This window comes from Nostoc sp. (genome assembly GCF_036917435.1).
GTDB lineage: Bacteria > Cyanobacteriota > Cyanobacteriia > Cyanobacteriales > Nostocaceae > Nostoc.
The window spans coordinates 1-24607 of the sequence record NZ_JBALDM010000029.1 but is presented as its reverse complement, the minus strand read 5'-3'; the positions used below and the strand labels follow the sequence as shown (position 1 = coordinate 24607).

Here is a 24607-nt window from a genome sequence, read left to right as displayed (position 1 = left end):
AGCACAGGAGGATAAAAATAGCGAGTGTTAAGTGATGTTTACGCCATTGCGACTAAACAAAGACATCGCTTGTATCATATCTATCGGCAGAAACTTCTCCCAAACATCGATCTGTTTATTCATATTCTTTTGCTTCCTTCTCTCAACAGGTAAAAGTAAAAATGTTTATGATTTTAGTTTGGTGAAGATGCACTTGTTTGGCAGCGTCTGTACTTTTGCTTTCCTTAAGCCAAACCCACAAGTGTAATCAGTAAGTCTATCAACTTAATGGCGATAAATGGCGCGATTACCCCACCTAAGCCATAAATTAAGATATTGCGTTGGATTAGCTGATTAGGTGTTAGTGGCCTAAACCGGACACCCTTCAATGCCAAGGGAATCAAAGCGGGAATAATCAAAGCATTATAAATCAGTGCTGATAGTACAGCAGAATTAGGGCTAGTCAAATTCATAATATTTAGACTTTGCAAATTAGCAGCGACAAATATGACTGGGATAATTGCAAAGTATTTAGCAATATCATTTGCGATGGAAAATGTCATCAAAGCCCCGCGAGTAATCAACAGTTGTTTACCAATACTAATGATATCGATTAGCTTTGTGGGATCGGAGTCTAAATCGACCATGTTGGCGGCTTCTTTTGCAGCTTGTGTCCCTGTATTCATGGCAACGCCGACGTTAGCTTGGGCTAATGCGGGAGCATCGTTAGTTCCATCTCCCGTCATGGCAACTAGTTTACCTGCTGCTTGTTCCTTTTTAATGACGCTGATTTTGTCTTCTGCTGTGGCTTCGGCAATGAAGTCATCTACTCCAGCTTCTTTAGCAATGACAGAAGCTGTAATTTCGTTGTCTCCAGTTAGCATGATGGTATGCACTCCCATCCGTCGCAGTTGCTCAAAGCGATCGCGGATACCAGGTTTAACTATATCTTTGAGATAAATAATCCCATAGATTTCGTTATCTAGGCTAACTGCTAAAGGTGTACCTCCGAGGCGAGAAACTCGTTCGTAGGCAGCATCTAATTCTGGCGTATCGCGTCCGTTGCGGTAACGGACAAATTCTTTAATGGCTTCTACGGCTCCCTTCCTGGCTTCATATCCACCAGGTAAGTTAGTTCCACTCATCCGGGTTTTGGCTGAAAAATCAATACCTTCCGCCTGGTTGGAGTCGAAATCAAACCTTGCGCCTAACTTTTCTGCCAGTCGCACAATAGATTTACCTTCTGGTGTATTGTCAAAGACACTAGCCGCCCACGCAACGTTAGCAATTTCTGACATTGAATGACCATTAATAGGGATAAAGTCTTCCGCCAAACGGTTGCCGAGGGTAATTGTACCTGTCTTATCAAGAACTAAAGTGTTGACATCACCACAGGCTTCGATTGCTCGTCCTGAAGTGGCAATGACGTTAAATTGGGCAACTCGATCCATGCCAGCAATGCCAATGGTACTGAGTAAGCCGCCAATGGTTGTAGGAATTAATGCTATTAATAGGGCAATTAAAACTGGCACGCTGACTGGACTGTTGACATAGTAAGCAAGGGCGGGCAAGGTTACTACAACTAACAAAAATATTAAGCTGAGAACTGCCAGCAATACTGTCAGGGCTATTTCATTGGGTGTTTTGCTACGTTCTGCCCCTTCTACTAAGGCAATCATCCGGTCAATAAAGCCTTTGCCTGGGTCAGTATTAATGCGGATAATTAGTTCATCTGAGATAATCCGCGTCCCACCAATGACGGAACTGGAAACGTCGGAGCCTGATTCTTTTAATACTGGTGCGGATTCCCCAGTAATTGCCGATTCATCTACTGAGGCGACACCCATAATTACCTCGCCATCGGCGGGGATGATATCGCCAGCAATGACATAGATGGTATCGCCCTGTCTCAGGCTAATGGATGAAACTTCGTTAAGTGTGCCATCGGGAGCGAGTTTTTTAGCGATCGCCTCTGATTTTGTTAATCGCAAGGCATCAGCTTGAGCTTTACCCCGCCCTTCTGCCACTGCTTCGGCAAAATTGGCAAACCAAACTGTAAAGAATAAAATTCCCGACAGCAAGGCGTTGAAAAGTTGCGGTTTTTTTTGCAAGGCTGGGCCAAATAAGTTGGGATCGATTGTTAGCAATAGGATGATGATTGTCCCCAGCCAAACCACAAATATTACTGGATTTTTGATTGCATACTTAGGGTTGAGTTTGACAAAAGCATCTCTAATTGCCCTTAAGTACAGCCATTTAGTAATTTTCCTCGCCTTCTTACGTCCTTGGCGGCGATCGCCAGAACGAGGATTTGGCCGTCTAGCTTTGAAGTTAGTTGCCACTTGATTTATGAATTAAATAATGGGAGGAGAGACGCGATTAATTGTGTCTGTTAGCAGTTTCCAATAAAAATAATATCCAACCTGTAGGGCACGTTACGCGATCGCTAATACAAGCCATTTTTTAGAATGGAGAGCGATCGCGTAGCGTTTCTGAGATTGAGTGTTGCGAACCTTCTTGCGGGTTCTACAGCACTGGTTTCCCTATAAAACCGGATAAGTTATTTATTTTTTGGTATTCTCTTAATTTCAGACTTATCACTCATAGATTTTCTAATTGCCAGATGCTAGTTTCAAACCCTCAGCTATGGGGCCTAAAGCTAGAACGGGAAAGAAAGTCAACACTCCCAAAACCAATGTCACTCCAGCAGTGATACCTGTAAATACTAGAGAATCAGTTCTTAGAGTGCCAGGGGTTTCTTGTACTTGTTGTTTGCGAGCCATGCCGTCAGCTAACAGCAGGATAGCAATTATTGGAATGTAGCGTCCTCCTATTGAGCTAACTAAAGTACTCAAGTTCCACCACAGGGTGTTATCCTTCAACCCTTCTAAGCCGGAACCATTATTTGCAGCAGCTGAGGCGTATTCATAAACTACTTGAGAAATACCGTGATAGCCAAAGTTGCTAATTCCAGAGAGGGAAATGGGATAAGCCAAAGCGATCGCACTGGGAATCAAAACTAGAATTGGGTGAATCAATAACACCACGCTGGCGAGGACGATTTCTCGCTTTTCGATTTTGCGTCCTAAAAACTCTGGGGTACGTCCCGCCATTAGTCCAGTTAGGAACACTGTAAGAATTAAGTAGATGAATAAGTAGGCTGTTCCAGTGCCTTGTCCACCCCAGATAACTCGGATAAACAAGTTGAAAAGAGTCGAAAATATTCCTGGGGGCATCAAAGAATCGTGCATCCCATTCACAGCACCAGACATAGTAGCAGTAGTCATAACTGCCCAAAATGCCGTTTGTGCCCAGCCAAATCGAACTTCTTTACCCTCCAAATTGGGCTGTTCTAATCCAAAGGCATTATTAACCAGGGGATTACCTTGCAGTTCTCCCACGGCTGTCACTCCCACCATAACCACAAAAATCACAAACACCATCCAAAAAAGTAGCCAAGCTTGTTTAATGTTGTTGGCAAATATACCGTAAGTGTAAATCAGGGCTGCTGGTATAGAAATCATGGCAATCATTTCTATCAAGTTAGAAGCGCCATTAGGATTTTCAAAAGGATGGGCTGAGTTTACGCCAAAAAAGCCACCGCCGTTTTCACCCAAAAGTTTGATCATTTCAAAGGATGCTACTGGCCCTCTGGCAAGATATTGCGTCCCACCTTCTAAGGTTCTTATATCCATCGTCTTCGCTAATGTTTGTGGAACACCTGTTATAAGCAAAGCGATCGCTCCGATAATTGAAATCGGTAGTAATATGCGCGTAATTCCACGGACTAGATCGACATAAAAGTTTCCCAGTCTTCTACCCGTCAACCCGCGAATAAAGGCAATTCCCACAGATAAACCGGTGGCTGCGGAGGTGAACATCAAAAAGCCTAAAGCCGCTACCTGGCTAAAATAGCTTAAGGTTGTCTCACCAACATAGTGCTGCTGGTCGGTGTTAGTTACAAAGGAAATAGTTGTGTGCAGTAATACATCCCAACTGGGCGCACCAAAGCCGTTAGGATTCCAGGGTAAGAGTCTCTGAAAGTATATCAGCAAATACACTGAAATTCCCATGACTAAGTTGCTGCAAAGTACAGCCCGGATATACTGCGAACCCGTCATATCATCTTTTCTGCGAACACCCGCTAGGACAAACATACTTCGCTCGATGGGGTTCATTAAAAAATCAAGCAGTGTTCTTTCCCCCAAGAAAACACGAGCTATATATCTACCCAGTAACGGAGTGATTGCTATGACAATACACAGCGTTAAGCCAATTTGCAAAAAACCTTGTCCCATATATTTCGCGCTCGATAAAATTTAAATGCTAGGAAGCCAATTATTAGAAATAACAGATTAACTGTTGAGGTGTTTGATTTGGAGGGATTTAGTAATATATAGTAGTCAGCTTTGATTGATAAGATCAAACCTCACCCTCAATCCCTCTCCAAAGTATCGGAGAGGGAAGCCGGAGGCAGGGTGAGGTATATTTAATTTGACCTACTTACTTAATGCACGAAGCGCTATAGGTAGGTAAGAGGCTATAGGCAACAAGAAAGAAGACTCTTCAAGTTGTACCCAACTTCGCAACAATCAAATAGTATTCCTATATCACCGCCATTTTTTAATCTGGATTTACTATTTTCAGTGATTACTATTTTGCAGATACTTATCAAAACAGAATTCAGGAGTCAGGAGTCAGAATTCAGCAATGAATTCTTTCCGACTGGCGGATGAATAAATGGGTTTAAGACCCCCACCAAATTCAAAATCTTGGTGGTCTTTAATCCTGCGCCGATCTGAATCCCCAACTGATTGATTCTGACTCCTGAATTCTTCTTCAATAAACTTTTTGTTAAAAATATTTGATCTTTACTTTTAATTCATCTATCTCGCTATTTAGTACTATTTGTTTATACAATACATTCTCGAAGTTTGCTACGTTCAAAGAATATAAATATTTAAGAGGATTTTATTAAAGGGATTACAGTATAGGAAGGTTTTGTTAGATACTCTGCCCCTTGTGGACAACTACCCAGTCCCCAATCTTCAATAGTGAGTCTCCGTTTTTACATCTCGACAATCATAATTTCGGGTTAATACTCAAGTTAATATTTGCAGATATAGATTGCAGATAAATCATAATCGCTGAATTAAATAGTTGTAAAGATAGTAGGATAACGATTTTTTAGATATGATATTAAGCCGATTAGTGGCTATGAAAGAGGCTATAAATGAGCGTCGGGATACTTATGGGCTAATAGCGATCGCCTTTGGGATCGTAATAGGCTTAGAATATTTGACACCACCAGAGTACGTATTTGGCTACCTCTACACAGGGACGATTTTGGTAGCAGATTCTCGATTGAATCGGCAAGCAGTATTGGGGATCACTCTGCTAGCCACAGGATTAACATTGTTAAATTTGTTTATCCCAGGGGGAGAAATGATTAATACCCCAACGGTGGCAAACAGGTTGATTGCAGTATTGGCTTTGATGGTAACGGGTTGGTTAAGCGATCGCAACCACCGCAATGAAGAAGCGATCGCTTATACTCAAGCACAATTACGCTCTCAAGAACAACTAGCTATCATGCGTGAAGATTTTGTATCTACCCTAACGCATGATTTGAAAACACCTCTATTAGGAGCAATTGAAACGCTGAAATATTTTCAAAACGAGCAATTTGGTGAAATCACGCCAATGCAAGCAAAAGTCCTGCAAACAATGGCTCGTAGTCATCGGAGTACACTGCAATTAGTCCAAACCCTGTTAGATGTATACCGCAATGATGCCGAAGGCTTGAAATTACAGATATCGCCCGTTAACTTGGCAACTGTGGCGGAGGAAGTAATAGCTACCCTAAGTGAACTAGCGAGAACACGTCAGGTTTATATTTCTCTGCACTATGGCGAATCAGATTTTCGGAGCTTTCTTTGGGTAGATGGCGATCCTTTGCAACTGGGGCGAGTCTTCACCAATCTCTTGAGTAATGGTATTAACCATACCCCCCGTGGGGGTAAGGTAGAAGTAGTGCTTGAAGGTTATTCTAGCGATCAAGTGGTAAGAATACTCGATACTGGTTCTGGCTTTACCGAAGAAGAGTTACCCCACTTATTTGAGAGGTTTTATCAAGGACATAGCGATCGCCACGTCTCAGGATCTGGACTAGGACTTTATTTAACTAGGCAAATTATCGCTGCTCATGGGGGTACAATTTGGGCAGAGAATCGCTCACCACGAGGCGCACTGTTTGGTTTTCGCCTCCCAGCTTGTCCACCACCGGGGAGAAAAATCAATTAAAAATTGAAAATTAAAAATTAAAAATTAAAGAACTTCTGCCTCCTCTTTCCTAATGACCAATGACAAATGACCAATAAAAAATGACAAAAATCTTACTCGTTGAAGACGATGAATTGTTTCGGCTTGGTCTGCGGATGCGGTTGCAGCAAGAAACTACTTTGGAGATTGTCGCAGAAGCAGAAGATGGAGAACAAGCTGTAGAATTAGCAAATCGCTATCCCTTAGATTTGGTCTTGATGGATATAGGTTTACCCGGTATTGGTGGAATTGAAGCTTGTCGCCAAATCAAGCAGAAGCACCCAAATTTACCAGTTCTCGTTTTAACATCTCGTTCTGAAAAACCTCTGATTTCAAAGTTAATTGGTGCTGGGGCGCAAGGTTACTGTCTGAAAGGTATTCCTGCTGAGTCTCTAATATTGGCAGTGCGATCGGTTGCAGCCGGGGCTTCTTGGTGGGATCAAACGGCAACAACAGAGATTAGAGCAGCTTTTGAGGGTAGTTCTAATGTGGCGCTACCGGCAAAAACTGAGGGAACCCTAGAAAATCCCTTAACGAAGCGGGAGCAGGAAATTTTGGCACTTGTAGCAACTGGCAAAAGCAATCAAGAAATTGCTGAAATTCTCTACATTGCCCCTGGTACAGTGCGGGTTCATGTCCATGCTATTTTACAGAAACTAGAAGTACGCGATCGCACTCAAGCCGCAGTCTTAGCTATCCAAAAAGGATTGGTAGCACCAGAATTGTTAATTAACTAAATTAAGAGACTTCCAACAAATAAATTACCCAATTTTGTGGGGTGGGCATCTTGCCCGCCCATATACAAAGGCGGGCAAGATGCCCACCCCACAAGAAGTAGTTGAGTATTTATTTATTTGGAAGTCCCTAAACAAGATTTTTCAATCTTTTACCCTGTAAAATCACATAATATTTAATGGGTCTACATCGATTGTCAAACTAACAGATGAAGGACAAAGCGATCGCACTTCTTCCCAATCTGGCAATTGTGGCAATGCATCGGGGGCAAATTTAATCAATATCTGCCAGCGATAACGATTAGCTACCCGTAAAATACTCGCTGGTGCTGGGCCTAATATCTCGAATTCTTCTTCTGTACTCAAGGCTGTGGCGATGATTTGCGCGGTATTTTGCACTTGAATGGGATCGAGACTACTTAAGCGCAACAAAATTAACCGCCCATAAGGGGGATAGTTGAGGGCTTGGCGTTGTTCTAACTCAGCTTGGGAGAAAGTGTGATAATCGTGCGATCGCACTGCTGCAATTACCTGATGTTCTGTAGTGTAAGTTTGTATAATCACCCTCCCTGGATCGTCACCTCTCCCAGCACGTCCGGCGACTTGAGTCAAGGTTTGAAATGCCCGTTCACTGGCGCGATAATCTGATAAATTTAGCAATCCATCGGCAGCGACAACGCCCACAAGTGTCACCTGTGGTAAATCCAAACCTTTGGTGAGCATTTGCGTACCCACTAATAAATCCGCTTCGCCGTTAGCAAACTGCGTGAGTAGAGTCCGGTGTGAGCCTTTGTTACGGGTGGTATCGCTATCAAAACGAATCAAGCGCAACTCTGGGAACTGTCGCGCTAATTCCTGGGTGACTCGCTGAGTCCCGCTACCAAAAAATTTCAGGTAAGGGGAACTACAATCAGGGCAGAATTTGGGATGCGATCGCGCATAGTTACAATAATGACAGCGCAATAATTCCGGCGCTTTTTCTTCGGTGTGGTGATACGCCAGCGAAACATCACAGTACGGACATTCCAACACATATCCACAACTGCGGCAAGATACAAAAGTACTGTGTCCCCGGCGATGAATAAATAAAATTCCCTGTTGTTTTCTCTCTTGTAACTGTTGCAAAGCTTCTTGCAGCGATCTACTAAATATAGAACGATTTCCCTGCTGCAACTCTTGCCGCATATCGACTATTTCCACAGGCGGTAAAGGGCGGGAATTGACACGTTCCGGCAGACTTAAGTAATAACTTCTGCCTCCTAACTTCTGATTTAGGAGTGATGAATTAAGATTTCTTTCTTGTCCCCCCTCTCTGCTTGCGGAGAGGGGGCTAGGGGGTGAGGTTCCGACGCTTATCCAACTCTCCAACGAAGGCGTAGCGGAACCCAAAATCAAGGGGCAATTTTCTAATTCTGCTCGCCATTGGGCAACGGTGCGGGCGTGGTAGGTGGGTATGGGTGAGTCTTGCTTAAAGCTGCTGTCGTGTTCTTCGTCTAAAATAATTAAACCCAGGTTGGGCAAAGGGGCGAAAACGGCGCTACGAGTACCAATGACAACTTGAGGTTCTCCTGTAAGCATAAGCCGCCAAGTGTCGTAACGTTCGCCATCGGAGAGGGCGCTATGATAAACGCTGACTTTATTGCCAAAACGGGCGCGAAAACGATCGGTTAGCTGGGGTGTGAGTCCAATTTCTGGGACTAAAACGAGGGCGGATTTGCCTTGATTGATGAGAGGTGCGATCGCTTGCAAATATACTTCGGTTTTTCCTGAACCTGTTACCCCATGCAATAAAACTTCAGCAAATCCGTCTAGTGTTTGGATTGTTGCTAAGGCGCTAGCTTGGGCAGTAGTTAAGGATTTAGCGCGATCGCCGGCTAATGCTGGCCCCTGTTCGGTTCGCAACACTTCTCGTTCTTCAATGACGATGTAACCCTTTTGTCCCAAGGTTTTGAGAATAGAGGAACTAGCATTACAAATTTGCAGTAATTCATTTTGCCATAACTCCCCACCATGCCGCCGCAGCACTTCTAAAATCTCTCGCTGACGAGTCGTTAAGTCGCTATCGATTGTACCTGTGAGCGTGACTGCTTTTTGCAGCTTTGGTCGAGTCAGACGTGGCGGTTCCAAGTAACTTTGTACTAAACCGAATCGCAGTAACTCCCGAATTCCCCGATAGGCAGATTTGACTTTTTGTTGGAGGTAAGCGAAACTATAATCCCCCGCAGGCTGCCCTTGCAAAAGTTCCCAAACTTGCCGCGCGGTTGGAGTCAAAAAAGCTGAAGGATTAGAAGATCCCAGTAAATAACTACTCCCCCCTGCCCCCCCTCCTCTAACAAGGCGGATACGACGTTGCGATCGCCCCAGTAACCCTGGTGGGAGAGCAACCCGGATTACTTGAATCAGAGGCGTATAGTAATATGCGGCAACTCGATTGAGTAATTCCCAATAAGCACTTGGGAAAAATCCAACGCTGACTATATCTTCTACCTCGCGGATTTTTTCTGGTGCTAAATCGATATTTGGTTGTGCCAGTAACCGAATTGCGATCGCTCCTAATTGTTGCGCCCCAAATGGCACACTCAAAATATCCCCTGGTTTTATTTCTAACTGGGGTGGTAATCGATAAGTAAATAATCCTGTACTTCCTGGACAGTCTACCAATACTTCAACCCACCTATTAAGAGTTGCACCTGATTGGTATGATTCACTAGCTTGGGCCACCACTAAAGGAGAGAAATTTATGTCGTTAATATACATAGTTGCTGATTTTATAGTTAAAAATTCTCCTCACATAGCTGGCCAAAATTAACCTAGCTAAATAAACTCTAATTTTTTGCTTTCTTAAATTTAAATAGTATTTCTCAATACTGTTATTCTTCATAATACTTGATAAGTTTCCTCTTATGTAATCTACTAGACAAATTCGTATCAACTATACATGCAATAAATATTTGGTACTCACTATACAAATAAACGCATGTCGGCACTTGCTGCAACAGTTGCTCTATCTACTAAATAGGGAGTAGCCTTTTTCCGCCTATCGATAGATATTCAACCCTTTCTGCTTATGAGATGCTTTTATACAAGTAAGATCGTACCGAAATTAAGCTGCGATTATTGTAATTTGTCTCATCTGGGTAAATTGAAAATGGTAATTCATAATCCCATCACAGGTTTTGAATTTATCCAGTGAGTTCCAATACCTAAACAAAAAATATATATTTAGAAAAATATATGAAAGTTTAAGAAATTTGGATGGTTAGCTGAGGTTTTTATGCTTGTTCAGGTTGAGAAAGTTTGAGGGGGGTTTGACATATTCGCTAATTAAGAAAAAAATGAAGAATATAATCTGTTGGAAGCCTGAGAAGAAAGTTTTGTTGGGTGCTAAGGTTAGTTTCGTTATAAATTGTATCTAACTGTAACCTGTCGGTTCTAGGTAGATACAGGTTTTTATTATTGAATAGAAATTAGCAGAAGTTTCTATTTCGCTATATAAACGGGTGCATTCGTCCATTAGGGAAAACTACCAAGCCTCAAAGGAGTAGCTGAAACTAAATTATGTACCAAACAAAACAACAATCCCTAAAGGAAACTATGAATATTGTTGAATTGGGAAAAATGGAAATACTGGAGAATGCTGCTGATATTGAAGAACCATCACTCGATAGTTTAAATGCAGTGGCAGACGAAGAACCTCCAATTGTAGTAGAAAATCACGAATCAGATGAACGCGATGGGGATGACATGGCTGCGGCCCGTCCTTCGGGATACAATAAAACCGAACATGATGATGCTGTTGGCGCATTTTTTAAAGAAATGGCGCGTTATCCACTTCTAAAAGCTGATGAAGAAGTGGAATTAGCGCGGCGAGTTAGATTTCTAGAAGAAATTAGGGAATTACAAGCTGCTTTAAACTTAAAACTGGGACAAGAACCTAGCAAACTAGAAGTAGCTTCCGAGCTAGAAATGACCGAAAAGCAACTAGAAAGTCGGTTGTATCAAGGTAGAGTAGCGAAACGCAAAATGATTCGCTCTAACTTAAGATTGGTAGTTTCTATTGCCAAACGATATCTAAATCGGGGAGTGCCTTTTCTGGATTTAATTCAGGAAGGAGCAATGGGTTTAAATCGCGCTACAGAAAAGTTTGATCCTGATAAGGGATACAAGTTTTCTACTTACGCTTATTGGTGGATTAGACAAGCTATTACCAGGGCTATAGCTAACGATGCGCGGACAATTCGGCTACCTATTCATATTGTTGAAAAGCTTAACAAGCTGAAAAAAGCCCAACGGGAACTAAAGCAAAAACTCTGTCGTAATCCTACCGAAGGTGAAATGGCAGAAACTTTAGAAATTAGTGTTCAACAACTACGCCAGCTACAACAGCTACGCCGTCAAGCCCTTTCTCTCAATCACCGTGTCGGTAAAGAAGAAGACACGGAATTGATGGATTTGCTAGAAGATGAAGATAACCTGTCTCCAGAAGCAAAAATGAATGAAAACATGATGCGTCAGGAGATTTGGGAAGTTTTAGGGGATGTGTTAACTCCACGCGAGAAAGATGTGATTTCTCTGCGCTATGGTTTGACAACCAGCGAACCCTGTACTTTAGAAGAAGTTGGCAATATGTTCAATCTTTCGCGTGAGCGAGTGCGTCAAATTCAAAGCAAAGCAATGCGAAAATTGCGCCGTCCTCACATAGCCAAACGCTTAAAAGGTTGGCTAATTTAGTTACATTTACGAAGATAGAGATGCAATACCCGACTTAATTAGTTTCACGAATGAATATGGATAAAATAAAGTGCAAAACTTTAAATTTCGTAGGGTGTGTTATCGCGTAGCGTAACGCACCATCATCAATTTTAGGTGCGTTAGGATAAATGTTCATAACACACCCTACAAAACTTGCTCTTTATTAAATCCACATTCCTAACGAATGAAGGTGAGCTATCTATATATTTCTTGAACTTCGACTACTGCAATTCACAAAAACAGGGCGTTTTGTACCTTTTTTCGGCTTTTATTTAGTCATTGCTCAAAAAAATTGCACAGTTACCTATAGACTATGGACTATAAACTATGGAATATAGACTAATGACTTCGTGTAGCAATTTGATTGTGCGTTTTGCTGAACCAACTGATTACAGCGTACTATTTAAATTAATTCAGGGGCTTGCTGAGTATGAGAAATTATCTGATGCTGTCACTGGCGATGCTCTGGCACTGAAGGAGCATTTATTTGGTTCGCACAGATATATAGAAGCGATTTTAGCAGAATCTGCCGGTCAAGCTATTGGTTTTGCCCTATTTTTTCATAATTATTCAACATTTTTGACCAAGCCAGGAATTTATCTGGAAGACTTATTTGTTTTACCAGAATATCGTAGACAAGGTATTGGTAAGGCTCTTATTACTAAAGTAGCCCAGATAGCTGTAGAACGTGACTGTGGGCGGTTAGAGTGGAGTGTGTTGGATTGGAATGAGCCAGCCAAAGCATTTTACCGCAGTATGGGAGCATCTATATTAGATGATTGGCGAATTTGTCGTGTTACAGAAGATGCGCTTACTCAGTTAGGAACTATTAAATAAAAACAAAGGATGAAGTATAAAAGATGAAATGAGATAATTTTGATCTTGAATATTTCATCCTGAAATGAATATCACTTTTTGGTTATAAAATACTAAAATTTATATAAAAAAATTGCATTTTCATCATCAGCGTCAATGAAAAGCAGTTTGTCGTTAAATATGACTCTGTACTAAAACCTAAAAAATTCAAAATTTAAAAACTTTAAAGCGAAGTTTGACAGCCTGTCGTTTGACTATAGGAGCGGCGCAACTGACAATTATGAAGGATATTGCACCGAATAAGCCGTTATTCCAGAGGGAACACGAAATGAAAAAATTGATTACAGTCATGCTGTTAGGCATAGCAATCTTCACCTTTGCCTTCAGCAGCCCAGCTTTGGCAGGAGATGCTGTTAGTGGAGCCAAAGTATTTAGTGCTAATTGTGCTTCTTGTCACGCGGGAGGTAAGAATCTAGTTAATGCTGCCAAAAGCCTGAAGAAGGCAGATTTGGAAAAGTATAGTATGTACTCAGCAGAGGCGATTATTTCTCAGGTTACAAAAGGTAAAGGTGCTATGCCCGCCTTCGGCAAACGTTTGAAAGCTGACAAGATTGAAGATGTAGCTACTTATGTGATTTCACAAGCAGATAAGGGCTGGAAGTAGATTAAAATCTAACTTCAAAAATTAACAGTTTGCGGGGCTTTTTGTCCCGCAAATTTTAGAATTGCCGAAATTGTCAAATAGGATGCTTGTCAGGGCTATTTCATTCTCATCTAGCCCGCCTCAGAATGAATTATGAGTCTAATAGCAAAAGTCGTCATTTACGCGACTGAGAAAAAATTATAGTCCGTTTTAACGGACTTTCGCTAAAAGCCTGTGAACTTTAGTTCTGGGCGGTTTATGTCTAAAACGCAATAGTTCTGGGATGCTTATACCAATTTTGGATTTTGGATTAAGAGTCTTGACAAAAAGACTGTTCCAAGAATATCAAACAATACTACCTATCTTAATTTGGTACTATGGGTAATTTCTGGCGATTATTTGTCAGTGTAATTATTGCTTTACCTCTGACTTTTTTGACTTTATCTGCACATTCAGCACCTGTTTTTATTACCCAAATTACAGCGAGCAATTTTTTGGAATTGGGTGTAGATAAGATGCGGCGCGGTAATTATCAGGAAGCAATAGAGAATTTTAACCAGGCAATTGAAGTTGAGAAGGATTTTGCTGTAGCTTATAGCGATCGCTGTCTTGCTTATCTCCAATTACAAGATTACCACCAAGCGATCGCAGATTGTACCCAAGCGATAAATTTTGCTCCTGATGACTCTGAGGCTTATCTGAACCGGGGTTTGGCACTCTACAGAGAAGGAGATTATTCGGCTGCCATCGTTGATTATAATCGAGCGATCGCACTTAAACCTTCCGATTTTCGAGCTTATTACAACCGAGGGCTAGCCCGTGCTGGGGATGGGAAAGACTCAGAAGCAATTCTTGACTTTAATTTAGCTTTAACTCAAATTCCCCGAATCGCTAGCTTACTGCTTGCAGATATCTACAATGACAGAGGTTTAGCGCATTTTATTTTGCAAGATACCCAAGCAGCGATGCTCGACTTTAATCTAGCAATTCGTCTTAACCCTAACGATTATCGAACTTATTTTAACCGGGGTTGTGCTTGCGGGCGAAATAGAGATGACTTTGGTGCAGTGCGTGATTTTTCTCAAGTTATCAGACTTAACCCCAGTAATGCTCAGGCTTACGTTAATCGGGGAGTAGCCCGTTATCGCTTAGGATATCATTTGGGAGCGATCGCTGATTTACAAAAAGCATCTAAGTACTTTGACAATCAAGGGAAGAAAGTTGCTTACAAAAAAACTCTAGATTTATTGAAGAATCTGCGACAACAAATTTCGTCTGTAACTGAAATCGCTCTTTTATAAGGCTGTCAAGACTATACATTTTTACTTTTTACTTTTTACTTTTTACTTCTTAAAGCAGCACAGGTTAATGGTTGTTGCACCTGAGTAGGAGATTTATCTGCAACTAACTCAATTTTTCCTTGGGCATTAAGATGCCAGCCTGTAGCTTGGATAAGGATTTTTGGGGAAGTGGGTATTTGTGCCGTAACTGCATCAGTTTTGCGGTATGCAAAGATATCACGAATATCAGACCAAGTGCGATCGCTTCTCAATTCTTGAGTAGGATTTTGCGGTATTCCACCTCTTCCTGTTGCCACAAAACTACTACCAGTATTTGCAGAACAGCCTGTAGCTATTTGTTGTGATGAATCGGTGAGATTTGTTTGCAGTTCGACTAAACCAGAACTGGAATCAATCGCTAAATTATTGATTGTTACATTTCCATTCACCCCTAGTCGGGAACTCACCGTAATATCACTTTCTGATGTCAATTGCGATCTTGGTTGAATACCAATCAGACCTTGGGTGCTAATTTGAATATTGCCCCCATTACCATCAAAAGCATTAGCAATGATGTCGCTATTTTCTAGCCCAACGATGAATTTAGCATTGATATCAATGTTGCCGCCATTGCCTGTGCTGCGAGACTCTGCCGAAATTCCACTCCCGTGGCGGGCAAGAAGAATGTTTTCAACCTGTAGGTTAATGTTCCCCCCTTGTCCAGAAACTGTGGAAGCTGAAATCCGTCCGTCGTCTAAAGTCACCATCTGCGACTGGATTGATAACTGCCCTGCGTTGCCCGTACCTTCATGAGTAACGTTAACTACTCCACCATCACGTACAATTAGGCGATTGGTGCTGATATTTAACCTGCCAGTATCGCCTGTGGGAACATCCGGCAGACCATAAAATTGACGAGTAGTTTCATTGAAGATAATGGCGCTAGCATTGATCGAAGAAGGAAGACCATTTTGACCCTGCACCAGGATGTCATTTGCTTGGATTGTCAGAGTTCCTGCATTGCCAGTACCTGCGGTCAAAGCGTTAATGTTTCCACCATTCTGCACCACTAATTGATTGACTTGAATCTTTGTATCTCCGCCATTACCACCACTTGCGGCACTTGTCCCAACGACACTGGGTAGTAGGGAGGATGAATTTATGCCACTGACCTCCATCCGGTCTGCCACATTCAACATGACATTGCCTCCATTTCCTACATTATTGGATTGGGTGCGATCGCCAAAAATGGAAGCGACTGAGACGGTGCTAGAAACCAAAGAAGCTCCCGCTTGCACCGCAAGATTTGGGGTAGTGACGGTCACGTTGCCTGAATTGCCTAACCCAGTTGTAGAACTACCCAGAAGGCTTGTGAAGGATGGATCGAAGGTGACAAAGCCAAAAATTTTGACTGCTTGGTTTGCCGTGACGCTTATATCTCCAGCATTCCCAATGCCTGTACCAGGTACTCCAGCAAAGCGACCAACAAAAGTCCTAATGCCTCCTCCATCTAAAAGATTGACCGTATCTCCAAAGACATGGATGTTGCCGCTATTGCCCACTCCCAATGTGGTGGTACTAATCCCACTACTACTACTAGTTAAGGGACTAGCCCCGATCGCTGAAATATCTTCTGCCACATTAACAGAGATATTGCCTCCACGCCCAGTGGCTCCAGGAAAAACTGTTGTTGAGATTGTGGCGCTTTGTTCAAGACTAACTTGTCGAGCTATTATGTCAATGTCACCCCCTGCCCCTGATGTATAGTTTGTACTGGCAATACGGCTGCTGCTGGTAGTAGCTAGAGGCGAACTGATGGGAACCGTATCGCTTGCGAAAATCTTGTCTGCGATTACTGTCAGCTTGCCTGCATTGCCCCCTCCAAAACTCAGCGTTTCAATCGCCGCCCCATCTTTCAGAGTCATGTTACCTGCCTGAATATTCACTGCTCCCCCGTTCCCCGTTGCGCCTGGTACTACCTGATTGACAATCCAGGCGCTGGGAGCTTGAGCATTAGCATTGACTCCACCCAAAAACAGCGATCGCCCTGCATTCACTGTAATATTACCCCCTTGCCCAGTCCCTGCCGTCGCTGCGGCAATTTGCGATTGATTCAGGGTAATATCCCTTCCCACTACTTGAATACCCCCAAACGGATTTCCCACAGGGTAGGGATTCCATAGGGACGAACGCTCTGTGAATTTAATATCTCGAAAATCTTCAACTTGTGTATAACCTAACTGCCATCCGGCAGGTATGGGAGTCAGACTCACCGTCCCACTACCTACTGCACCAACTTCAATTCGACCCACAGGGGCAGTAATTACACCACCTGTAAATGTGATATCTCCCCCAACTAAGGCAAAGGTCTTTCCGGGACTAGTGATGATTCCCAAGTTACTGGTAGGCACAATGCCATCATTGCCTTTACCCTGTACCTGAATCGGACTCGCAGAACTACCCAGTTGCAAACCAATGGGGACACTCATTGTTAATAATGGTGGTGCTGCGGAATTTACGGCACTAAATTCTGTCCCATCGGCAAACTTGATGCTATTCGCTGTCGTCCCCACAAAGGAACCACCAATATTCAACGCGGCATTTTTCCCAAACACAATCCCCGCAGGATTCATTAAAAACAAACTTACCGGGTTGCTACTATTTATTTTGCCAATTAACCCATCAATATTAGAAACATTTCCACCTGTAACCCGACTAAATATAGTTGTAATATTTGGCGTATTTACTAAATCAAAGCTTGCCGAACCCCCAGTAGGCACAGAAAAATTACTGAAGCTATGAAATAAATTATTACCTTTGTCAATCCCGTTAAGAATATTAAAGTTATTACCGTTTTGATTGACAATAGTGTTCGTAGTGCCATCGGATGTTATCTGAGCTAAAGCTGATCGCATCATCCCTGGAGTTAACAATCCACTTACTAATAAAAATATAAAGGGTACAACTCTCATCACCAAAAACTTCCTTTACCTGATTTCAAGTTATAGTTCCCATTCCGGGCATGATTTGTCACATAATCTATTTATCAATTAAGTAAGTAGGCGTAAATAATTAAAGGTTTGTAGTAAGGGCTTTAGCACTATTTTCAGGGCTAAAGCCCTTACTACAAGCCAATTTAATTAATTTTATATTGTGTAACATAAATCTAAAATTGCGATGAGAGCTAAAATCGACAATCAAATACTTTTTATCCACCACGAAGATTTGCCAGAGTTTAAAAAGGGTGGTTCTGTGGTGAGAAACTCTTATTTTTGGGCACTACGTTCAATTGCTGGTAAAGCTTCGCGTTATCGTGATTGGGAATACGAACCGGAGGTTTGGCTAGCACTTTCACGAATGCTTTTGTCTTTTGCTGAATCTGGGTATTTGGGTTTTAGAGAAACTTTGCTGGAGTTTCCTTTCTCTCAAGGAGAAATTCCTAGTTTGCTGCGAGATGTGTCTACTTTTGAGTAAGTCAAATGACCTTTTGCTTAGGGAAAACACCAAAATGAGTAAGTCAAATGACCTTTTGCTTATAGAAAACACCAAAATGAGTAAGTCAAATAAGCTTTTGCTTGCGGAAAACACCAAAATGAGTAAGTCAAACTAACTTTTGAGTAAGTCAAATCAGCTTTTGCTTGCGGAAAACACTAAAATGAGTAAGTCAAACAAGCTTTTGAGTAAGTCAAATCAGCTTTTGTGAAAACATTTCAGTATTTTAAGAAAGTAATTAGGTATTTTTGATAAAGTAATCAGCAAATATACTTGATAATTCAATACAGTTTAGTTAAGGTTAAAACTTTTTGCCAAAGTCAATTTTTTTAACGTTCGCGGAGCGTGCCGGAGGCATTACCGCAAAGGACGCAAAGGACGCTAAGAGAAGAAAGAAATACTTAACTGAACCGTATTACTTGACAATTAACAATTACGGCTGCCTACTATAGGACTAGTGTTTGATTTCTGAAAAGATACGTAGATTAACGCACGATTATCAAGGGTTTGGTGCGTTACGAACTGCGTTCTAACACACCCTACAATACCTAATTTTGTTCAAAAATCAAATATGATTCCTATACTGTAATTAATATTACATACAAAAATAATCCTTGAACTCATCGGGCACTCATAAGAGGTTCAATCCGTCACGATTAGTCATCATAGACAAACCCTCGTTAACACTAGGGCTAGTTTTGATAAAACAATTAACATGGAACAGTTAGTGTAGGAAAACAACGTGAAAATAGCGATTATTACTAAAACATTAATTACATCTATCGGTTTGTTGACTTTATTTGCCCCAAGTCAAGCATCGGCTCAACTTATACCGCAACCTTGGATTTCAGTCGGTGGAAAAGATGGTGATGTAACCTATGCTGTAGGCGCTAGGGCTTTGAATTTCGGGGTTGAGGTAGGAGTTGGCCCTGATGGTGCTACGGGAGTAGATGTTTTAAAGTTTATTAGTTTACCTGTCATTTCACCCTATGTAGGAGTTGGACTTTATTCTGAGGATAAAGGTGTTGCGGTTTCAGGTGGCGTTCAGGTAGGTGCTACTGATAACGTTTTTGTCGGTGCTGGTTACAATTCTATTCGTGGCTTTAACGGGCAACTGGGAATCAGATTTTAACTAGCAGGGGGAGTAACTGAAGTTGAGATTAGTTCTCTGACATGCTCTGCGGAATCTTGTTGTAATGCTGATGCTACGATCGCTTCACTCTCAACTATACTCAACCGAGCGATCGCCTGTTTGACTCCAGGTATACTTTGAGGATTCACGCTCAACTCAACCAGCCCTAAACCTAATAAAATTGGTGTTGCTAAAGTATCTGCTGCCAATTCTCCACATAATCCTACCGAAATCCTGGCAGCATGAGCAGCTTGGATAGTTTGCTGCACCATTCGCAATACGGCTGGATGTAGGGCATCAACTAAGTTTGTCACGCGGGGATTAGTGCGATCGCTAGCCATGATATATTGACTCAGATCGTTAGTACCTATCTATATACGTGCTTTCCTGCCTTCACATCAAGATAGGCGGTTATGGCCAGTGGTAGTTTTTCACTCAATCTCATCCCCCGACGTGCTGCGGCAATTGCCGCAGCACAATCATAGGTAATTTATTTCTTGGAAGTCCCTAAGTAGACCAAATTAAATATCAAACCTCACCCTGCCTCCGGCTTCCCTCTCCGATACTTTGGAGAGGGATTGAGGTTGAGGTTTGATCTTATATTTAATTACATCTACCTACTTACAATTGCAACTGCCCGAAAATATTCCGGTCTTTCCAGCTAGAAATCCGAATAGAATAGCCTTCTTTTACAAAAATACGTGGTGTCCACTCATAAACACCATCCCTAGCAGTACGGGAAGAAATGTTTTGGATAAGTTTGTCTCCATCCTACAATTTAATGGAGATGTCGCCGTTAAGATTATCCCGCCACAATATTAAAAAATATTAAATAAGAGATGATGACTCAATTTGAATACAGCACTCTCGCCCATCCACAGGATATCAAGCAGCTGAAACATATCCTTGAGCAATGTTTCATCAGCGCCCTTGATGGCGAGGAAGCTTATATTAACCAGATTGGCGTAAAAAATTTCCGCATTATTCGGCGATTAGAACAATTAGCTGGTGGATTAGCAACTCTTGACATGGGTCAGTGGTGGGGTGGTCAACGTGTACCCATGACAGGAATTGCCGCAGTAGGCATTGCTCCAGAATATCGCGGTTCAGGAGTTGCGATCGCTCTCATGCAAAACACCCTCAAAGAACTTTACGATAGAGGTATACCAATTTCTGCTCTTTATCCCGCCGTTCAAACTTTGTACCGAAAGGTAGGTTATGAGCAGGGAGGTAGCTGGTGTATTTGGCAAGTTGCTACCCAGAATATCCAAGTGCGGGAGCAACCCCTACCTTTCCAATTAGTAGGAAGCATCAATCATGAAGTCTTTCATGAGCTATATCAGCAGCAGGCAAGACAAACGCATGGATATTTAGACCGACATCCAGCAATCTGGCAGCGAATAATCCAAACAAATGAGAAGGAAATAGTCTATACCTATTTGATTGGTAATAAAGACGAACCCCAAGGCTACATCATCTTTACTCAAGAGCGCACAAATGATGGCGAAATCCTAGTCGTGAAAGATTGGGTACTGACTACAGTTGCTGCGGTACAAACCTTCTGGTCTTTTCTAGCAAATCATCGCTCTCAAATTCAGCAGGTGCGATGGAAAAGTTCTGCAATTGATTCCTTGACATTGCTGCTACCAGAGCAAACTGCCAAGATTAAGACTACGACTCGTTGGCTGCTACGGATAATCGATGTAGTTAAGGCGCTGGAATTGCGTGGTTATCCACCGGGAATCCAAGCTGAACTACACTTAGAAATTCAAGATAATTTACTAACTGGAAATAATGGTAAATTCATTCTTTCTGTTGCCAACGGACGTGGAGAAGTCACAAGAGGCGGAAAGGGTGAGTTGCAGCTAGATATCCGGGAATTAGCCCCATTGTATGCAAGCTTGTTTACCCCCTACCATTTGCAAATAGCAGGAAAACTGGATGGGACAGAAACGGCTATTTTAGCAGCTACGCAAATATTTGCAGGTGCTTCGCCTTGGATGGCTGATTTCTTTTAAAAAATTGGGAATTGGGAATTGGGAATTGTTTAAAAAGGCGACCAATTGCTGCTTTTCATCTTAGGATATTTGAATGTCACTACATCAAAGTTCTGGTCGCTGGCGCTTAGGGCTAGCATTATCACTATTGACAGTCTTATTATGGGGAATTTTACCTATTGCTCTGGCGATAACTCTGCAAGTGCTTGATGTCTATACCGTTATTTGGTTTCGCTTTTTAGTATCATTTTTATTACTTCTCCTGTACTTAGGAATACGTGGTAAATTACCAAAGTTAGAAAAACTGCATTCTGCTTCTTGGAAACTATTAGCGATCGCTACACTATTTTTAGGGATTAATTACTTTTTTTTCATGCAAGGTTTAGCACTAACATCACCTGCTAATGCTGAAGTTCTGATTCAATTATCTACCCTTCTATTAGGTTTCGGAGGGTTAGTGATTTTTAAAGAACGTTACCATTTGTATCAATGGATTGGTGTTAGTGTAATGATTTGCGGTTATGTTTTATTTTTTCACGAACAACTAACAAATTTAATTACAGCACATGGCACATATATACTAGGTAGTATTTTGATTGCTCTAGGAGCAACGGCTTGGGCAATTTATGCTTTGGCACAAAAGCAGTTATTACAATCTTTGTCTTCCCCCAGTATCATGCTGATCGTTTATGGGGGGTGTGCTTTATTATTCACTCCTCTAGCCAGAGTAAAATCAATTTTTATACTCGATCCTTTCCATTTAGGAATATTGGTTTTTTGTGCTTTAAATACTTTAATCGCTTACGGTGCTTTTGCCGAATCATTAGAACATTGGGAAGCATCACGAGTAAGTGCAGTAATAGCTTTAGCTCCCATTGTGACATTAATATTAGTTGCAGTTATATCAAGTGTTGTACCTAATTTGATACCTTCAGAACACTTCAGTTTTGTAGCAATATTCGGAGCGGCTTTAGTAGTGACAGGCTCAGTAGCGATCGCACTGGTAAAAGCTGATTAACAGTAATAATTTCCAGCATTTTTACTGATTGTTTTTATTTAGTAAATTCGTGCCATCTTTAAAGCTACAACATAAATACTGAGGCAGAGGATTTTTTATTTGTTATGATTTGATAGTGAAGGCAAACTACGGGAGTCAATCTCTTGTAATATGGATAATTTACCTATCTGTGTGACTCTGTAGTATCTGATTTTTGACTTTATAGCCGAGATAAAAATTCTTGAAGAAGAATTAAAAAAGCAGAATTTAGGAGTCAGACAAAGCTTTCTATATTCGCAAGTCAGACACAATTCATACTGAATTATAACCACTGACTCCTAAATTCTGTTTTTAGAAAATTGAGGCTAAAAACTTTAAGTAAACCAAGCAGGGTGTCCGAATAACTACCAAAGCCAACACCTGATAAAACAAGATCACCGAAACAGTTGAGCGATGAATAGTTTGTTTGGTAATTGGGCCAGCAGCCTCCGAAAAAATTCCCTATTGCTGGTTCTTTCAACACTGCTGCCAATATTTGGAATTAGTAATTCTGTCTTGGCAGCAGAGCGGATTTATGCATCTTATTCAGCTTTGGAGCTTTCCATTTCAGTTAATACTTTAGAAAACTATGCCAAAACAGGCGTAATTAACCAAGATTTGGCAGCGTATCAGCAATATCTGCCTCTAGAACAGCTTCCAGAATTACGGCGGATTTTACTTAATCGTGTAAAAGTTAGTCCGGTAGTACTTTCGCAGCTTCTCTACACACCGCAAGGAGAATTTTTACTGCATCGGTTGGCGCAAGTGATTATAAGCAAATCTTCTCAACCAAAACTTGGTAATTTGCGTTCAGCGCTAATTTCAGCTTCTGCTGAATCGGGAGGCTTGACATTTTTGAATGTGTTGCGTAAGTATCCTAGCAGCAGTATTCGTCTTGATGTTGCCGAGACTTTGGAAATTGCTACGGAATTGGAGAAACTTGTTAACCAAACTCATCGGGCGATCGCAGCAGTTTCTCAAGAGTCTAAAATAGAAGCTGCTACCATTTCACAACCAAATTTCTCACAATTGCCCGATTTAAAGGTTCCGGGAAAGTTTAAGTCGCAAAAATATACCCTAAAGTTTTTCGACTCAAACCGCAATCGGCTTTTATTAACTGATGTTTACATTCCCAATGTCCAGAATAATGCACCCGTAATTGTGATTTCTCACGGCTTGGGTTTAGATAGTAGCAACTTTCAATATTTAGCCACGCACCTATCTTCTTACGGATTTGCCGTTGTCGTTCCCAATCATCCTGGTAGTGATGCTAGACAATTGCGTTCTCTACTAAAGGGACACGCCAATGAAATAGCAGAACCAGGTGAATTCAAAGACCGACCAATGGACATAACATATATACTGAATGAATTAGAAAAAGATAATCAATCTGATTCACGGTTTAAAGGTCGCTTAAATCTGCAACAAGTCGGAGTCTTTGGTCAATCTTTAGGAGGCTACACAGCCTTAGCCCTAGCAGGCGCTAAAATTAACTTTGAGCAGCTAAAACAAGACTGTCAACCAGCAGCACTGCAAAAAACCTGGAATATGTCTTTACTGCTGCAATGTCGCGCTTTAGAATTGAGCATCAGCAAGTCTGGCAAAGATTATAACCTGCGGGATGAGAGAGTGAAAGCTGCGATCGCAGTTAATCCCATTACTAGTTCTATTTTCGGCAAAGCTGGCTTAAGTCAAATCAAAACTCCAGTGATGATTGTCAGCAGTAGTGATGATACAGTCGCACCAGCTTTATCTGAGCAAATTTTACCTTTCTCCTGGTTTGCAAATTCACAAAAGTATCTCGTCACCCTTGAAGGTGGCACTCACTTTTCCACCATTGGTAATGGTAATCCTGCAAATCAACAAGTAGCATTACCTGCCGATATGATTGGTGATGCTTCTCAGGCGCGTCGTTACATGAATGTTTTAAGTTTACCTTTCTTCCAAACCTACGTTGCAAGAAGGGCGCAATACACCCCATATCTTAACGCCGCCTACACTCAAAGTATTTCTAGTAAGTCTCTTGGTTTGAGTCTCGTTCAGTCATTGAATACAACCGAATTAACACAATTACTGGATATAAAAGGAGCCAAACCCGAAAAAAAAAAGTTCCCAACACCATAGTCAGCTTCGGATTTTGGATGTTGGATATTGGTGTTGCATTGCTGCATGTGATGATTTTTATTTGATTTGAACAGACGTAATTAATTACGTCTGTGAAATTTATTGCTCCAAAAAATATTTAAAGAACCAATCACACATGCTGTATTGCGAACAATAATTAGTCTTTACGTACCTATTGCTCTGGCTACTATTTGCCGCAGAGTGGTATGTGAAGTACCCCTTTTTGCTTCGCTGAAAAAGGGGCTTCCAATTTCAACTACAGCAATGACGGTCTTATTCGTCTCTTGGGTTTCCCGTATCT

At 41.6% G+C, this 24607-nt stretch carries 15 protein-coding genes and 1 pseudogene; 11 read left to right on the top strand and 5 right to left on the bottom strand.

Annotated elements, in window-relative coordinates:
* Nucleotides 1–224: 224 nt before the first annotated feature.
* Together kdpB and kdpA are read right to left on the bottom strand one after the other, a co-directional pair.
* Complete coding sequence (kdpB, locus tag V7K98_RS11795; protein ID WP_335021999.1) at nt 225–2330, bottom strand: potassium-transporting ATPase subunit KdpB; 2106 nt, start codon at nt 2328–2330, stop codon at nt 225–227.
* 261 nt (nt 2331–2591) lie between these two features.
* On the bottom strand, nt 2592–4277 hold the full coding sequence (gene kdpA, locus V7K98_RS11790) for a potassium-transporting ATPase subunit KdpA (protein ID WP_335021900.1): 1686 nt from the start codon (nt 4275–4277) through the stop codon (nt 2592–2594).
* Nucleotides 4278–5196: 919 nt separating this feature from the next.
* Between kdpA and V7K98_RS11785 the strand changes: the two genes are divergently transcribed.
* Entirely contained in the window at nt 5197–6282 is a 1086-nt protein-coding gene (locus V7K98_RS11785) for a sensor histidine kinase (RefSeq protein WP_335021899.1), read from the top strand.
* A gap of 80 nt (nt 6283–6362) precedes the next feature.
* On the top strand, nt 6363–7037 hold the full coding sequence (locus V7K98_RS11780) for a response regulator transcription factor (protein WP_335021897.1): 675 nt from the start codon (nt 6363–6365) through the stop codon (nt 7035–7037).
* Nucleotides 7038–7199: 162 nt separating this feature from the next.
* Here the strand turns inward: V7K98_RS11780 and priA are convergent, their stop codons facing one another.
* A complete protein-coding gene (gene priA, locus V7K98_RS11775) occupies nt 7200–9791 on the bottom strand; it encodes a primosomal protein N' (protein WP_335021895.1) in 2592 nt (863 codons plus the stop codon).
* An 801-nt stretch (nt 9792–10592) separates the two neighbouring features.
* On the opposite strand from priA, the gene V7K98_RS11770 reads away from it, so the two are divergent.
* From V7K98_RS11770 to V7K98_RS11755, 4 genes are all read left to right on the top strand, one after another.
* The gene (locus V7K98_RS11770; RefSeq protein ID WP_335021893.1) at nt 10593–11765 is read left to right on the top strand and encodes an RpoD/SigA family RNA polymerase sigma factor; all 1173 of its coding nucleotides are present in this window, start codon (nt 10593–10595) and stop codon (nt 11763–11765) included.
* A gap of 363 nt (nt 11766–12128) precedes the next feature.
* A complete protein-coding gene (locus tag V7K98_RS11765) occupies nt 12129–12623 on the top strand; it encodes a GNAT family N-acetyltransferase (protein ID WP_335021891.1) in 495 nt (164 codons plus the stop codon).
* Nucleotides 12624–12930: 307 nt separating this feature from the next.
* Nucleotides 12931–13266, top strand: a complete 336-nt coding sequence (gene petJ / locus V7K98_RS11760; RefSeq protein ID WP_335021889.1) for a cytochrome c6 PetJ — start codon at nt 12931–12933, stop codon at nt 13264–13266.
* Nucleotides 13267–13622: 356 nt separating this feature from the next.
* Nucleotides 13623–14546 carry a tetratricopeptide repeat protein gene (locus V7K98_RS11755; RefSeq protein WP_335021887.1) on the top strand — a complete coding sequence of 308 codons (924 nt, stop codon included), beginning with the start codon at nt 13623–13625 and terminating at the stop codon, nt 14544–14546.
* Between the two features lie 35 nt (nt 14547–14581).
* On the opposite strand, the gene V7K98_RS11750 is transcribed toward V7K98_RS11755, so the two are convergent.
* Nucleotides 14582–17497: an S-layer family protein gene (locus tag V7K98_RS11750; protein WP_335021885.1), complete on the bottom strand. Its 2916-nt coding sequence runs from the start codon at nt 17495–17497 to the stop codon at nt 14582–14584.
* Nucleotides 17498–17702: 205 nt separating this feature from the next.
* Between V7K98_RS11750 and V7K98_RS11745 the strand changes: the two genes are divergently transcribed.
* The gene (locus V7K98_RS11745; protein ID WP_335021883.1) at nt 17703–17999 is read left to right on the top strand and encodes a hypothetical protein; all 297 of its coding nucleotides are present in this window, start codon (nt 17703–17705) and stop codon (nt 17997–17999) included.
* 760 nt (nt 18000–18759) lie between these two features.
* Nucleotides 18760–19149: a hypothetical protein gene (locus V7K98_RS11740; RefSeq protein ID WP_335021881.1), complete on the top strand. Its 390-nt coding sequence runs from the start codon at nt 18760–18762 to the stop codon at nt 19147–19149.
* Here V7K98_RS11740 and V7K98_RS11735 read toward each other — a convergent pair.
* Nucleotides 19146–19520 (bottom strand): annotated as a pseudogene (locus V7K98_RS11735) (putative PEP-binding protein); the annotation flags it as partial. The gene V7K98_RS11740 and the pseudogene V7K98_RS11735 sit on opposite strands and share 4 nt — an antisense overlap.
* A 468-nt stretch (nt 19521–19988) precedes the next feature.
* Between V7K98_RS11735 and V7K98_RS11730 the strand changes: the two are divergent.
* The 3 genes from V7K98_RS11730 to V7K98_RS11720 all read left to right on the top strand — a co-directional run bounded on the left by V7K98_RS11730 (nt 19989) and on the right by V7K98_RS11720 (nt 24306).
* Nucleotides 19989–21167 carry a GNAT family N-acetyltransferase gene (locus V7K98_RS11730; RefSeq protein ID WP_335021879.1) on the top strand — a complete coding sequence of 393 codons (1179 nt, stop codon included), beginning with the start codon at nt 19989–19991 and terminating at the stop codon, nt 21165–21167.
* 73 nt (nt 21168–21240) lie between these two features.
* Complete coding sequence (locus V7K98_RS11725; RefSeq protein WP_335021877.1) at nt 21241–22164, top strand: DMT family transporter; 924 nt, start codon at nt 21241–21243, stop codon at nt 22162–22164.
* A 432-nt stretch (nt 22165–22596) separates the two neighbouring features.
* On the top strand, nt 22597–24306 hold the full coding sequence (locus tag V7K98_RS11720) for an alpha/beta hydrolase (protein ID WP_335021875.1): 1710 nt from the start codon (nt 22597–22599) through the stop codon (nt 24304–24306).
* The last annotated feature ends 301 nt before the right edge of the window (nt 24307–24607 follow it).